The organism is Massiliimicrobium timonense (assembly GCF_042850985.1).
Taxonomy (GTDB): Bacteria; Bacillota_I; Bacilli_A; order Erysipelotrichales; family Coprobacillaceae; genus Allocoprobacillus.
Map to the genome: position 1 here is coordinate 461789 of NZ_AP031415.1, position 15312 is coordinate 477100.

General features: G+C 30.2%; 18 protein-coding genes. 17 read left to right on the forward strand and 1 reads right to left on the reverse strand.

Annotated features, from left to right (window positions below; genetic code table 11):
* Positions 1-64 precede the first annotated feature (64 nt).
* The 4 genes from ACGHJ8_RS02360 (at position 65) to ACGHJ8_RS02375 (ending at position 2674) form a co-directional block, all read left to right on the forward strand.
* A complete protein-coding gene (locus ACGHJ8_RS02360) occupies positions 65-424 on the forward strand; it encodes a GntR family transcriptional regulator (protein ID WP_087359541.1) in 360 nt (119 codons plus the stop codon).
* Positions 417-1115 (forward strand): ABC transporter ATP-binding protein, encoded by a 699-nt coding sequence (locus tag ACGHJ8_RS02365; protein ID WP_087296916.1) that lies wholly within the window; start codon positions 417-419, stop codon positions 1113-1115. Before ACGHJ8_RS02360 ends, ACGHJ8_RS02365 begins: the two co-directional genes overlap by 8 nt.
* Positions 1109-1879: a hypothetical protein gene (locus ACGHJ8_RS02370; protein WP_087359539.1), complete on the forward strand. Its 771-nt coding sequence runs from the start codon at positions 1109-1111 to the stop codon at positions 1877-1879. The genes ACGHJ8_RS02365 and ACGHJ8_RS02370 overlap by 7 nt, the downstream gene beginning before the upstream one ends.
* Positions 1880-2002: 123 nt before the next feature.
* Positions 2003-2674, forward strand: a complete 672-nt coding sequence (locus tag ACGHJ8_RS02375) for an HAD family phosphatase (protein ID WP_087359537.1) — start codon at positions 2003-2005, stop codon at positions 2672-2674.
* 57 nt (positions 2675-2731) lie between these two features.
* On the opposite strand, the gene asnA is transcribed toward ACGHJ8_RS02375, so the two are convergent.
* Entirely contained in the window at positions 2732-3748 is a 1017-nt protein-coding gene (gene asnA, locus ACGHJ8_RS02380; RefSeq protein ID WP_087359534.1) for an aspartate--ammonia ligase, read from the reverse strand.
* A 202-nt stretch (positions 3749-3950) separates the two neighbouring features.
* Here asnA and thrC point away from each other — a divergent pair, with 202 nt between their 5' ends.
* The 13 genes from thrC to ACGHJ8_RS02445 all read left to right on the forward strand — a co-directional run bounded on the left by thrC (position 3951) and on the right by ACGHJ8_RS02445 (position 15309).
* Positions 3951-5441: a threonine synthase gene (gene thrC, locus ACGHJ8_RS02385; protein ID WP_087359532.1), complete on the forward strand. Its 1491-nt coding sequence runs from the start codon at positions 3951-3953 to the stop codon at positions 5439-5441.
* A complete protein-coding gene (thrB, locus tag ACGHJ8_RS02390; RefSeq protein WP_087359531.1) occupies positions 5438-6331 on the forward strand; it encodes a homoserine kinase in 894 nt (297 codons plus the stop codon). The genes thrC and thrB overlap by 4 nt, the downstream gene beginning before the upstream one ends.
* Before the next feature lie 79 nt (positions 6332-6410).
* Positions 6411-7169, forward strand: coding sequence for a histidinol-phosphatase (locus ACGHJ8_RS02395; RefSeq protein WP_211962097.1), 759 nt, complete (start codon positions 6411-6413; stop codon positions 7167-7169).
* A gap of 114 nt (positions 7170-7283) precedes the next feature.
* Positions 7284-7532, forward strand: a complete 249-nt coding sequence (locus ACGHJ8_RS02400; protein WP_087359527.1) for a hypothetical protein — start codon at positions 7284-7286, stop codon at positions 7530-7532.
* Positions 7533-7535: 3 nt separating this feature from the next.
* Positions 7536-8774, forward strand: coding sequence for a hypothetical protein (locus tag ACGHJ8_RS02405; RefSeq protein ID WP_211962096.1), 1239 nt, complete (start codon positions 7536-7538; stop codon positions 8772-8774).
* On the forward strand, positions 8771-9670 hold the full coding sequence (locus ACGHJ8_RS02410) for an alpha/beta hydrolase (protein ID WP_205089928.1): 900 nt from the start codon (positions 8771-8773) through the stop codon (positions 9668-9670). The genes ACGHJ8_RS02405 and ACGHJ8_RS02410 overlap by 4 nt, the downstream gene beginning before the upstream one ends.
* Positions 9671-9686: 16 nt before the next feature.
* Positions 9687-11135, forward strand: coding sequence for a glycoside hydrolase family 1 protein (locus ACGHJ8_RS02415; protein ID WP_390541493.1), 1449 nt, complete (start codon positions 9687-9689; stop codon positions 11133-11135).
* 136 nt (positions 11136-11271) lie between these two features.
* The gene (locus ACGHJ8_RS02420) at positions 11272-11727 is read left to right on the forward strand and encodes a LytTR family DNA-binding domain-containing protein (protein ID WP_087359519.1); all 456 of its coding nucleotides are present in this window, start codon (positions 11272-11274) and stop codon (positions 11725-11727) included.
* A gap of 1 nt (position 11728) precedes the next feature.
* A complete protein-coding gene (locus tag ACGHJ8_RS02425) occupies positions 11729-12412 on the forward strand; it encodes a hypothetical protein (protein ID WP_087359517.1) in 684 nt (227 codons plus the stop codon).
* A 289-nt stretch (positions 12413-12701) separates the two neighbouring features.
* Positions 12702-13316 carry a hypothetical protein gene (locus ACGHJ8_RS02430; protein ID WP_211962093.1) on the forward strand — a complete coding sequence of 205 codons (615 nt, stop codon included), beginning with the start codon at positions 12702-12704 and terminating at the stop codon, positions 13314-13316.
* Between the two features lie 75 nt (positions 13317-13391).
* Entirely contained in the window at positions 13392-14276 is an 885-nt protein-coding gene (locus ACGHJ8_RS02435; protein WP_390541496.1) for a hypothetical protein, read from the forward strand.
* Positions 14249-14680, forward strand: a complete 432-nt coding sequence (locus tag ACGHJ8_RS02440) for a DUF1430 domain-containing protein (RefSeq protein ID WP_205089934.1) — start codon at positions 14249-14251, stop codon at positions 14678-14680. Before ACGHJ8_RS02435 ends, ACGHJ8_RS02440 begins: the two co-directional genes overlap by 28 nt.
* Positions 14681-14682: 2 nt before the next feature.
* Positions 14683-15309: a putative bacteriocin export ABC transporter gene (locus tag ACGHJ8_RS02445; RefSeq protein ID WP_087359512.1), complete on the forward strand. Its 627-nt coding sequence runs from the start codon at positions 14683-14685 to the stop codon at positions 15307-15309.
* Positions 15310-15312 lie beyond the last annotated feature (3 nt).

Genomic DNA, 15312 nt, shown 5'->3' on the forward strand with positions numbered 1-15312 from the left:
TATTGACAAAAGAATTATACTGTGTTACTGTATTAGTGTATTAATACAGTAAGGTGGAATGGCTATGAATCATTTTCAAACAGATACGCCTATTTATTTACAGGTTGTTGAAGAAGTCAAATCAAAAATTCTTGGTGGGCAGTTGCAGCCAGGTGATAAATTAGAATCAGTCAGAGAGATGGCATCAAGATTGGAAGTCAATCCTAATACCATTCAAAGAGCTTTTTTGGAATTAGAACATCAGGGATTTATTGTGACACAAAGGGCAGTAGGAAGATTTGTTAGTGAAGACATTGATTTTATTGAATCATGTCGCCAAAACAAAATACAAGAAACGATTCAACAGTTTGTTAAAGAAATGGAGCGTTATGGCATTACAAAAGCAGATATTATTGCTTATTTAAAGGAGGAAAATCATGAGTGAACTTATAAAAATCCAAGATTTAAATAAAAAATATGGAAAGAAACAAGTTTTAAAAGATGTGAATTTAACTTTACATGGTGGACAGATTGTGGGTTTACTTGGACCTAATGGAAGTGGGAAAACAACACTGATTAAAGTTTTAAATGGTTTATTGAAAGAATATGATGGAGATGTTCAAATTGATCAGCAAGCTATAGGTATTCATTCTAAAAAAATCATTTCTTATTTACCAGATGAACCTTATTTTGAAAACTGGATGACAACCAGTGATGCATTGAATTTATTTGTTGATATGTATGATGATTTTGATTTGAATAAGGCATTATCTTTAATGGAAAGAATGGATATTGAAAAGAAAGTGAAGATTAAAGAATTATCAAAAGGAATGAAAGAGAAGTTTCAGTTGATATTGGTTATGTCTAGAAAAGCAAAGATTTATATTTTAGATGAACCATTAGGTGGTATTGATCCAGCTGCAAGAGAACTTATTTTAGATACTATTTTAAATAATTATGCTGAAGATGCACTTGTTTTATTATCAACACATTTGATTGCGGATATTGAAAAGATATTTGATGAAGTGATCTTTATTAAAAATGGTGAAATTATCTTACATGAAAATAGTGAGGACTTAAGAATGAAAAGACAAGCTTCTATTAATGATATTTTTAAGGAGGAATTCAAATGTTAAAATTAATGAAATATGAATTTATTCATTCTATGCGTTCCTTTTTCATCTCGTTTTGTGTTTTCTGGGGTGCATGTTTATTATTGCCATTTTTTACAGAAGGACTAATTCCAGATATTCCTATTTTAAGCTTTATGATGGCTTTTGGATTTACAGTTTTAGTTATGGGAATTAGTATTGCATTATTTGTCAGTATTTTTACACATTATTATCATTCTATGTTTAAAAGACCAGCTTATCTGACATTGACTTTACCTGTATCATCTTTGCAGTTAATTATTTCTAAGCTTATTGTTTCATTTGTATGGCTTATTCTTGGTGGAATTGCATTGATGTTTGGGGTTTTATTGATGGGAGTTATGATGTCATTGTTGACACATAATATGTCAATCATGCAGATTTTTCAGGGAATTCCAGAAGTGTTCAAAGGATTAGGACAGATGTTCATGAATCAGCCTGGTGAATCATTATTAAGTCTTATTTATATGATTGTAGAAACATATGCGCTTATTATATCTATTTATTTTGCTTTAACGTTAGCACATACAGCTTTATGTCGTCATCATCGTTTGGCTGTCGGGATTTGTATATGGATAGTTTTGGGAATTATTTTCTCATGGATACAATTTGTTTTATCAGGTATGAGTATCGCATCTTTTGAATGGTATGGAATTCCAATTACGTTTATGTTCATTGATCTATTTTTCAATGTGATTTTAACTTTCGTCACAGTCTATATTTTAGATTATCATATTGAAATTGAATAAAAGAATACCTCTTCATGAGTGAAGGGGTATTTTTTGTCTGAGAAAATTTTTTCTGTTTCTGTAAGAATCTTTTCTTTTCAAGTGTTTTGTAATAAGATAAACATAAAGTTGAGGAGGATGGTTATGTTAAAGGCAGTTATTTTTGATATGGATGGGCTTTTGATTGATAGTGAAGTCATTTCATATAAATGTTATAAACAGTTAATTGAAAGTTATGGGTATACTTTTACTATGGATGATTATGTAAAAGATTATCCAGGGAAGCAATTGAAAGTCTCTTTACAGTTTATTAAGGAACATTATCATCTGGATTATGATATTGAAGAAAAGTTTCAATATTTTCATCAGTTAGAAGTTCAATTATTACAAAAAGAAGGTGTTCAATTAAAAAAAGGAGCTAAAGAGCTATTAGATTATTTACATAAACATCATTATAAAATTGCTCTTGCTACATCTAGTCTGGCTTCTAGAGCAAATCAAATGCTTGAAACACATCATATGATAGATGATTTTGATGTTATGGTTTATGGTCCAGATGTCAAAAGAGGGAAACCATTTCCAGATATTTTCTTAAAAGCCTGTGAAAAACTTGGTGTATCCCCACAAGAAGCTATTGTCTTAGAAGATAGTGAAGCAGGTATCCAAGCAGCCTATGATGCACATATTCCAGTTTATTGTATTCCAGATTTAAAATATCCTCATGAAGAATATGTTCAAAAGGCTAGTGGTATTTTTTCTTCATTGTTAGATGTTATTGATTTATTAGAAAAAAGCAAAAACGAGTCAAAGAAATAATCCATTCACTATATCATTTGAATTTATGAAAAAGCATTCCCAATAAAAGGAATGCTTTTATAATAAATGAATTTGATTTTCTTGACATAATTTCATAGTTTCTTCATCCCATAAAGAAGCTTGAACTTCACCAATATGAGCTTTTCTTAAAAAGAACATACATAAACGACTTTGACCAATTCCACCACCAATACTTAATGGAAGAACATGATTGATTACATTTTGATGGAAAGGTAAAGATAAACGTTCTAAAGCATTTGCTTTTTCTAATTGTTCTTTTAATGCTTTTTCATCCACACGAATACCCATACTTGAGATTTCTAATGCATCATCAAGTTGTGTATTATAGACAAGAATATCACCATTTAATTTCCAGTCATCATAATCTGGTGCTCGTCCATCATGTTTTTGACCAGATTTTAATAAATCACCAATTTGCATAATACAAACTGCTTTTTTAGCACGGACAATTTCTTTTTCTCTTTCTTTAGGTGTGAGTTGAGGATAGAGATCTTCTAACTCTTGAGAAGTGATAAAATAGATTTCATCTGGTAAGATAGATTCACCGAGTTGAGGATAATGTCTAATCATTAAAAATTCAACATCTAACAAAGCATTGTAAATCTTTGAAACAATAGCTTTAAAATAGTCTAAAGTACGATCAGCACGGGAAATGACCATTTCCCAATCCCATTGATCTACATACATGGAATGAATATTGTCTAATTCTTCATCTTTTCTAATTGCATTCATATCTGTATATAAACCTGTATGTTGTTCAAAACCATAACGATATAAAGCATCTCTTTTCCATTTGGCTAAAGAATGAATGATTTCTATTTCATCGTTATGATTAAGTTCAAAAGATGTAAATGATACTGGTTTTTCGATACCATTTAAATCATCATTTAAACCTGTATTTTTTAATAAAAACAGTGGTGCTGAAACACGTGTTAAACGAAGTTGTTCAGCAAGTCTTCTTTCAAATGTATCTTTAATCATTTTAATAGCTACTTCTGTTTCGATTAAATTAAGATGTGGCTTATAGTCTTTAGGTATGATTATATGGCTCATAGTTACTTCCCCCTTTATAATAAAATTTATTATAGTATATTCAAGAGTATTAGTCAAAATGATATTTTTAAAACAATATAAATCTTCATTAATTTTAGGGAAATTATAAAATGGATGATAAATATGCTTAAATAGTCTAATAATATTGACTTGTATTTTAAAATTGTATACAATGAAACAAATATGAAAGCAGGTGTAAATCATGAGTGATAAAAAATATGTGAGTACAAGAGGAAAACAGCGACCAATAGATTTTTATGATGCTATTTTGCAGGGGATTGCCAGTGATGGAGGATTGCTTGTTCCAGATTTTACATTAGAACAAAAAGATTTAAAGGCTTTGCAGCATTTATCTTATGTAGATATGGCAACTGAAATTATAACATCTTTTGTTGGAAATAATGCAAAAGAGGAATTAAGAGAATTATGTCAGAAAGCTTATGGAAATGGCTTGTTTCCAAAAGAAGTTGTTCCTGTTAAACAGGCAGGAGATGTTTATATTGCTGAATTATTTCAAGGTCCAACAGCGGCTTTTAAAGATATGGCATTATCGTTATTACCTTATTTCATGACTTATTCACTCAAGAAAAAAGGTGAAGAAAGAAAAGTGATGATTTTAGCAGCAACTTCTGGAGATACGGGGAAGGCGGCTTTAGAAGGATTTAAAGATGTGGAAGGAACATATATTCAAGTTTTTTATCCTGAAGATGGTGTTTCGCCTATTCAAAAACAACAAATGATTACGCAGACTGGTCAAAATGTGGATGTTGTAGGTATAGATGGAAATTTTGATGATGCTCAAAAAGCAGTGAAACAGGCATTTCAATCTTTAGAATTAAAAGATTTATGTGATCAGCATCATGTTTTCTTATCTTCTGCAAATTCTATTAATATTGGCAGATTGATTCCTCAAGTGGTTTATTATTTTTATGCTTATATGACACTTGTGAATGAAAAGAAAATTCGTTTAAATGAAGCAGTGAATTTTACAATTCCTAGTGGTAATTTTGGCAATTGTCTAGCAGGAGTTATTGCTAAAAAGATGGGATTACCTATTCAAAAGTTTATTGTTGCATCTAATAAAAATAATATTTTAACTGATTTTTTCCGTACTGGAAAATATGATGCACGTCGTGAATTTTATAAAACAAATGCTCCGGCAATGGATATTCTGGTATCTAGTAATCTAGAAAGACTTGTGTATATGGTTTGTGAAGATAGTCAAAAAGTGAATAGTTATATGGAACAATTGAACCAAAATGGTGTTTATGAAATTTCTTCTGATTTATTAGAAAAAATGCAATGTCTTTTTAAAGCAGGATGGTTAGATGAACAAGGAGTTCTCAATACAATTCAAACATGTTTTGAAGAAACAGGATATTTATTAGACACACATACAGCTATTGGTTATGGTGTTTATAAAGAATATCAAAAAGCATTTAGAGATCAGACGAAAACGATCATTTTAGCTACAGCTTCACCATATAAATTTGCTGATTCTGTTTATCATGCTTTAACAAATCAAGACTTATCAGAATATGAAGCTATTGAAGCAGTTTATCAAAAAACAGGTGTTGAAATTCCTAAACCATTAGTAGCTTTAGACCAAAGAGAAGTTCTTCATCAAAAAGTGATAGATAAATCACAAATTATTCGTGAGATTTCTCAAAAGATTAAGGAGATATCTTTATGAAAGTCAAAGTGAAAGTTCCAGCAACAAGTGCTAATTTAGGACCGGGCTTTGACGTTGCCGGATTAGCAGTAACATTATATAATACTTTTGTTTTTGAATTGTTGGAAGATGGTTTAGAAATCACTGGTTGTCCACAGCAGTTTTGTAATCAAGACAATTTGACATATCGTGCCTTTGTAGAAGGAGCAAAAGCCTGTGGTTTACAATTTCAAGGATTACGCATTGAGTGTAGTGGGGACGTACCTTATACAAGAGGACTTGGAAGTTCTTCAACATGTATTGTTGCAGGGATTGTAGGAGCATATGCTTTTATGGATCGTAGTGAAGAACGTCAGGAGATATTAGAATTGGCAACACAGATTGAAGGGCATCCAGATAACGTCGCTCCTGCTATTTTTGGGGGATTGACAGTATCGGTCATGAATGATAACCATGTGACAACTTTAAATATTCCAGTTAAACACGATTATCGCTTTGTTGCTTTTATCCCTCCTTTTACTTTATCAACAGAAAAATCTCGTGCTGTTTTACCTCAACAGTTACCAAGACAAGACGCTATTGCGAATGTATCCCATCTGGCATTAATGGTCGCATCTTTGATTAATGGTTATGATGATGGTTTGAAGCTGGGATTTAAAGATCGTTTACATCAGCCTTATCGTGGGACTTTGATAAAAGGATATGATGAGATTATGGCAGCTTTAGAAAAAGATGAACATGTACTGGGCTGCTATTTATCGGGAGCTGGACCAACAATAATGGCTGTTATTCGAGAAAGTGATAAAAAAGGTGTCGTCAGAATGAAAGAGGAGTTAGGTCATTTATTAAATGACTGGCAAGTAGAAAAGTTAGAATTAGATATGCGTGGTTATACATGTGATTATGAGTAGGTATCTATGAAAGATGCCTCTTTTTATTGCGATAAGCGAAGTCAATGCGTTATAATAGAAGCCAAGGAGATGAATAGTAATGAAAAATTATCATACACATACGAAACGTTGTCATCACGCTATTGATAATGAAGAAGATTATATTCAGGCAGCCATTGCTTCAGGATATACTGAACTAGGGTTCAGTGATCATAGCCCGTGGATGTATCAATCTTCATTTCACCCAACAATGCGTATGGAAGCTTATGAAATAGGTGATTATGTATCGACTCTATTAAAATTAAAGGAGAAATATAAAAATCAGATTTCTATAAAAATTGGTTTAGAATGTGAATATTTTGAAAAATATATGGATGGTTTAAAAGAGATGTTAAAAACATATCCTATTGATTATATTATTTTAGGCAATCATTATGATGGTAGTGATGAAGATGGTATTTATTTTGGTTTTCCTTTGAAATCTTGGCAACTTACACAATATGTCAATAGCTGTATCGAAGCAATCGAAACAGGTTTATATAGCTATGTTGCTCATCCGGATTTAGCCAATTATCCAACTGATGATCCTTTTTATGCAGAGGAAATGCAAAGATTATGCTTAAAAGCTAAACAATATGATATACCATTAGAATTTAATTTATTAGGATATCGTACACATCGTCATTATCCTTGTGATGATTTTTTCAAGATTGCAAAAGATGTAGGAAATCGTGTCATTATTGGTACAGATGCCCATGAAGCCAATGCGTTATTGGATATGCAAACATATCAACAAGCCAAAAATCATTTAAAAGATTTAGGATTTGATATCACGGAAGATATTCGTTTTTTAAGATAACACAAGAAGCAGGATGACCTGCTTTTTATATGGAAAACAAATGATAAAAAAGAAAGAAATGTTTATAGAAAAGACATATAATCATGGTATAATGCTAGTAAGGAGATTAAAAATATGGAACATGTAACAGATATTGATAAAAAAGATTATATAGATGAGTGTAAGGAAATTGTGAGAACGACAATTGCTTTAGAAAAAATAGAGTTGAGTGATCATGAATTAACTTTATTGACTGAAGAAATTATGGATACTTCATTATCTATCGGTGGAGATTATTCAAGAGAGAATATACGTTATATTGCTGTGCAGTATGTACGTCGTCAATTTTTACCACGTTTTCAAAAAGCTCATAAAGGAGGATAAAATATGGCGTTTGATCAGGCAGTTATGCAAAAATTCATGGCTGATCATCAATCACAATATGTGGGAAAGTATCGATATCATAGTGGATATCGTACTGAAGAAAATACGTTTAAAGTTCATTATTATATGTTGGATCAAAATTTTCGCCAAATTGATATTTTTGTGGAAATTCATTGTCTAGATGAAATTACGTATACTTTTTCAGAAGATTTACATGAGCAGGAAAAGATTTATATTGTGAAAGATGCTTTAACACGTGTTTTAGCAAGACTGGGATATAAAAGAGTTTTGCATTATTCATTGTATGAAAATTTTATTAAAACAGTTTCAGATGAAGTGAACGTTTTGGCACCTATTGATTTTTGTGATATTTTAAGCTATATGAAATATCATCATGGTATTAATCAACAGACAATGGATGATTTTTATAAGATATTTTTACCTTGTTTAAAAAAACAGTTAAAACGTAAAAATTATAAAAATTTTATAGATTCTGTTAATCTTTTATTTGAGAGTGTTTTATATCAATATGAGTGGGATGGAACCAATTCAAAATACTTAGATACAGAATATCAGTTTCATCTTTATTATATTCGTAAGATTATTCGTATTGTTTGGCGTCATTTGGATAAATTTTATAAAAATGTACCAGAAGAATTATTTCAAGCTATTCGTACTTTATGTTTAAATTCACGTTTTACATTTGCAATCATGACGGATTTTGGTTCGCTTGTTTTATCACAATACAATGTGGCTAAAGCCATCATAGATCAATTTAAAGATGAGTTTACATTGATTGATAATGATTTTATGCTGGAAAATCGCAAACATTCTCGTAGTCAGGGAAACCTTATTTTTTCTTATATTTACTATATTTTCTATAGTGATTATGAACATTATTATGAAGTCTTGATTAATGTTTTAAGAAATATTATTCATTATATGTTAACTTTTGCAAATCATGATTTGGATTTAGCATTAGGAAATTCTATTATACAGACAGAAGGTTATCAGATATTATTGGATTTATTCCATCGAGATTACAATACTTTTGTGTTTACATGCTTTCCGATTGAATCATTTCCAGATAATATGAAACCAAAAGTGAGAGATGAACTGGTGACAGCTATTCAGTATTTTGCAGCAAGAATGGAAAATGAAAACTATCGTTTAAGTTCTTTTGAACAAGTGACAAACATTAATAGACTATTAATGGATAATTTTAAGGAGTGGTATAAATGAAAAAGAAACTTGCAGTTACAACTGCTTTAGCTTCAACTTTAACAGCGTCAACATTGACAGCCAGTTTAGCACTTGCAAATCAGTTTGCCAAAAAAGTTTTATATCGTGAACATTTGAATAAAGAGGATCAAGGTAACTGGTATGAAAAACTTCATGCTCAAAAGATTAAGATTCAAAATCATAAAGGTTTGTATCTTCAGGGTTATCTGATAGAAAAGCCTGAAGCAAAAAGAACGATTGTCTGTTTACATGAGTTGATGGCTTCTGCCAAGTCTTTGGAAAAAACAGTGAATTATCTGGAAAGTATTTTTAAAGATGATCATATTTTAATGATTGATGCTCATGCTCATGGATTAAGTGATGGTTATATTCGAGGTTTTGGTTATCGTGATGTTTTTGACTTGATGTATTTTAATACGTATTTATTACAGAAATACGGAGAAAATCATCGTTTGATTATGTATGGTAAAGGAATGGGAGCCAATACGATTTTAAATGCTTCTGGATTAGGTAAACTTAAGAATGTAGATTTGATTATAAGTGAAGGAGCTTATGATCATGTTTACCACTATCTGACAAAGAAATGTCAAAGAGAGATGAAAGTACCACAATATTTGGCAGGTAGAGTGATTAGAAAAGTGATGAAAAATGAATTAAAAATAGATATTAAAAAAATGGATACAGTGGAATTGGTTAAGAAAAATCAGATTCCAACAGTTTATGTTCATTCTAAAAATGATAAGGATGTTCCATTTCAAATGGTTTTTCCATTGTATAATCATGATGCTTCCAACAAATTGTTATTTCCAATTAAAGAAGAACATCTCTATGATTTAAAAGATAAACAGGATTCCTATTCATTATCTCTAATTGAGTTTATGAATGAGAATATATAAAAAGAGGAGGGCTTATATGTATTTTGAAAAATCAAAAGGTTTCCCTAAAGATTTCTTATGGGGAAGTGCATCTGCTGCTTATCAAGTAGAAGGTGGATGGGACGCTGATGGTAAAGGTGTTTCCAACTGGGATAAGTTTGTAAGAATTCCCGGTAAAACTTTTAAGGCAACAACAGGTGATAAAGCTGTTGACCACTATCATCGTTACAAGGAAGATGTCAAATTAATGGCAGAAATGGGATTAAAAACGTATCGTTTCTCTATTGCCTGGACAAGAATCTATCCTAATGGAAATGGTGAAGTGAATGAAGCTGGGCTTCAATTCTATGATAATTTAATTAATGAATTATTAAAATATGGTATTGAACCAATGGTAACAGTTTATCATTGGGATATGCCTCAAGCTTTAGAAGATCAATATCATGGATGGGAAAGTCGTCAGATTGTTGATGATTATGTAAACTATGCAACAACACTTTTCAAAAGATATGGAGATCGTGTTAAATATTGGATTACAATGAACGAACAAAATATCTTTACATCATTTGGATGGTTAAAAGGAATGCATCCACCAGGAAAAGAAAATGATATGAAAACATTCTATCAGGTTAACCATCATGCCAATATGGCACATGCAAAGACAGTTTTGGCTTTAAAAGAAATGTATCCTGACGCCAAAGTTGGTGCTTCATTTGCTTATAGTCCATGTTATGCATATGATAGAAAACCTGAAAATGCGATGGCTAAAGCTGATTATGATGATTTACAAAATTATTGGTGGATGGATGTTTATGCTTATGGTCGTTATCCAAGAAGTGCTTGGGCATATTTAGAAAGTCAAGGAGTCACTCCACAAATGGAAGATGGCGATGAAGACATTTTGAAAAAAGCTGCTGCATTAGTTGACTTTATGGGTGTGAATTATTATCAGACATGTGTTGCTGAATATAATGATATCAATGGTGTTGGTATGACGAATACAATGAACAACACAGGTGAAAAAGGAACAGCTCAAGTTCAAGGTGTACCAGGATTATATAAGAATCCGGCAAATGATTTCTTGCCAACAACTGACTGGGATTGGACAATAGATCCAATGGGAATCAGAATGTGCTGTCGTGATATTACTTCACGTTATGATTTACCTGTTGTTATTTCTGAAAATGGTTTAGGAGCTTTTGATAAGGTTGAAGATGGACAGGTTCATGATCCATATCGTATTGCTTATTTAAAAGCACATATTGAAGAATTAAAGAAAGCTATTGATGATGGATGTCGAGTTTTGGCTTATTGTACATGGTCATATACAGATTTATTAAGCTGGTTAAATGGATATCAGAAACGTTATGGATTTGTATATGTTGATAGAGAAGAAGATGAAAATTCTGGAACATTGAATAGAATTCCAAAGGATTCTTATTATTGGTATAAAAAAGTCATCGAAACAAACGGTGAAGAATTATAGGATGAAGAAGGTATATATCATTTCATGATACATACCTTTTTTTAACCACTTACTTCATCATATAGACCACTTAGGTGATAGCTATTTACTTTTCCTTTCATGATGTTTATATTAAAGATGTCGAAGGAGATTAATTATGAAAGTCAAAATAGAAATGGATGAAAGTTTAGAAGATATTGAAGTGGTTATCAAGACACCGGTTATGAATGAAAGAGTTCAGCAAGTCCAAGCAACATTATTTGATTTTTCTAAAAAACAGGCAGTTATTGTTTTTTATAAGGGTTCTGTTGAATATTATTTATCGTTGAATGATATATTGTTTTTTGAAACAGATGAAAAGAATGTTCGTGCGCATACCTGTGATGATCTATATCAAGTAAAATATAAATTATATGAACTTGAAGAAATATTACCTGGTCATTTCATGAGAGTTTCTAAATCCACGATTTTAAATCTTCAAAAGATTTATGCACTTCATAAAACAATATCAAGTCCATGTCTGATAGAATTTGCGAATACTTCCAAACAAGTCTATGTATCAAGACATTATTACAGACCACTTCGATCAAGATTAGAGGAAAAGAGGTTATAAAATGAAAAAGAATAGAATATTTTGGGGTGTATTATTCATCGCTTTAGCAGTTTTTTTAATTATTTCACAATTAGGTATTTTAGATATTCATATAAGTATTTGGACATTGATATTGACAATCTTCTTTGGTGTATCTGCTTTTTGGAGTTTGTTTCATAAAGAAGTCACTGGTTTCTTATTTTCTATTGCTTTTCTTATTATTATTTATGATAAGCCTTTAGGATTAGAAGCCATTACACCATGGACAGTTCTTTTAGCTGCATTATTAGCAAGTATAGGATGGCATTTCTTATTTCCCTCATCAAAGAAACATTCACGTCATTTTCAAAATATAAATCAAAAGACAATGCAGGAAACAAATATATCCATTGAAGAAAATATGAGTAGCTGTATTCGTTATATTGATTCTCAAGAGATTGAAAATGTAAGTATAACAAATCGTGCTGGGGTAGTTAAAGTTTATTTTCATCAAGCTGATATGAAGTATCAAAACATTGATTTTCATTTGTATGTGACTTGTGGAATGTTGGAATTATATATTCCCCGTACATGGAAAGTGATAGATGACACTGATAATTTATTTTCTCATGTTTCAATTGAAGAAATGAATAGTGATTTGATTGAACATTGTATCACATTAAAAGGGAAAGTTCATTTTTCAGAAATTAAGATCTCTTATTTATAGCTATAATTTTGGTACATACCTTTTTATCTTATGTTTTTGCATGGTTATTTTTAAAATTAAACACACCAACTTGGTTATTGGAATGAATCGAAAGTGAAAAACTTTGAAGAAAGACAGACAATAAGAGAAAGTATATTATCAAATATTCATTTTAAGAATACATTGAAACATAAATAGCTATATGTTAATATAACCAAAATAAGTATTTGGAGATAGTATGAAAATAAGGATGTTTGATGATGAAGAATAAATAGGAGAATATATGAAAAAAACATAAAGAATTTTATTTGTGAATTATGCAGTCGTTTTATTTATTCCTCAGTTTGCACAAGCAGGAATCAAAGATTTTCAAAATAAAGTTTATGCAGAAAATCAACTGGATCATGTCATGACAATTCAAATTGATCAAAATATTAAAACAAAAAATTCTCAAGATGTTTTAGACGATATTAAGGATGTTATGAATGAATATCATTCTAGCATCTTTTTTACTAAGAAAGATTATAACCATTATTATAAGTATATTTATACAAATGATAATGATTATTTTGATGTTTTGGGAATAAAAGAATATCAATCTGTTGAACTTTTACAATATCAATATCAATTAGATATCTATCCATTAGATCAAATAATAGAAAATGATTCATTTAATGGAGAAGCCAGAATTGTTTCTCATCAAGATAATACAAAGCAAATTAAAGAATCATTAGAGAAAGTTTTAGATATAGATATCAATACTGTAAGTCATGATAATAGTTCAATAGATTCTATGCCTTTTGTTATAATGGTTATCTTTGCATTTACGGTTTTATTATTACTTATCATTATTTATGATCAGTATCAAAAATATAAACTTTTTTCTATAAAAAAGCTTCATGGTTATTCCCATGGTGATATTTGATTAGATGAAATTAGTCATATTTTAATAGATTATAGTTGTATTCTCTTTCCCTGTTATACAATATTAAGTCTGATAATGACACAAAAATTCAATAGTGATGTTATTCATTTTATTTTATCTGGTTATCAAACAATTATTATTTCTATGGTTTTAATTTTTGTCTTTTCAACATTCGTTATTCTTGTTTTTAGTCGTGTCAAAGTTATCGATTATTTAAAAGGAAAACATATTTCTCATACATTTTTATATTTTAATCAGTTTATATTGTTTCTTTTAATCACAATAGGTATCTTTTTATCATTGAGTGCAACAAATTATGTAGAATCAATTCTTTCAAGAATGAATAATACAATACAATGGGAAACAACAAAGGATTATTATATTATACCAGCCATTCAACAAACCGAAGATGGAGATACTATTGCCCAGTCAACATGGCTTAAAAATACAAAGAAGGCATTTATAGAACTTAATCGTCATGAGGCAATATATGCCGATTTTAATGATTTTATCAATGATGGAAGCATTGAGGAAGGTTATTATTATCAAGGAGCAGTTGCCTATGTGAATAATGAGTATTTAAATGTCAATAACATTGTAGAGGCTCAAGAGAAGCTCATACAGATAGATGAAAAAGAAGAAAGACAGGTTTTATTAATTCCTGATGATCATATGTATGATGAAAAAAAGTTATCAGATGATGTGAAGAATATAGGTTATCAGAAAAATGATGATGTGATCTTTGTATATTATAAAAGTGGACAAGGCTTCTTTAGTTATAATTCTAAAGTCATTAATCAGCATACAAATACTTTAGAGAATATTGTATTATCAGTACGTACAGAAAATAATGGAGATGATATTGATTATGATCGCATCATGGGATATAAGGGAAATCCATTAAAAATAAAGGTATCACAAAAAAGGAACTCATGTCTTTACTCCAGAAATATGGGTTAGACAAGTATCCAGTACAAGTGATATCTGCCTATGATGATATGGCTGAGTTGAATCATAATGAGATGATGGCAGCTGTTTGTCTAATCGCAACGATTGGTTTGATTCTTATTTTTGTTGGTAAAGCTGTAGAACAAGGGCTTTATTGTTTTGTGCATAAAAATAAAAAATTGATTGCAGTGAAGAAATTACACGGATTTTCTTTGTTTAAGCAATATCATCAGTATTTTATATTCAATGTCATGATGTATGTTTTGATTGCAAGAATATTTATGGGATTACAATATCATATGGGTATGGTGATATTCCTTATCGGACTTATCGTCTTATTCTGGATTTTTATATTTATGAAAACAGTAATAAAATCAAAAAAATATTATATATCCTCAATTTTGAAAGGAGAATGATGATGATTGAAATAAAAAATATAACGAAAGCTTATGATGAAAATGTCATTTTTCAAAATTATAATCTAAAAATAAAAAAAGGAAGCATGAATGCAATTGTTGGAAAAAGTGGGAGTGGTAAGACGACGCTTTTGAATATCATGGGATTATTGGAAGATAGTGATCAGGGCGATGTTTATATTGCTGGAAAACCAGTAGCTTTTCAATCACAGGATGCTGTGTTCGCTTTACGTTATCAAATATCATATCTTTTTCAAAACTTTGCATTAATAGAATCTATGAATATTATAGATAATTTAATGATTGCTTTAGAATATAAAGATTTAAAAAAGAAAGAAAAGATTCAATGTATAAAAGAAGCATTAAAACAGGTAGGATTAGAAGGTATAGAAAAACGAAAAGTCTATACATTATCTGGTGGACAACAGCAACGTGTTGCACTCGCAAGAGTCATCATTAAAGATGCTCCTATCATATTATGTGATGAACCTACGGGTTCACTAGATAAAGACAATACACAAGATATCATCAATATTTTAAAGGAAATGAAACAGCAAGATAAAACAGTCATTATTGTCACACATGATCAGTCCATAGCTCAACAATGTGATAGAGTGATTCAATTGTAATAT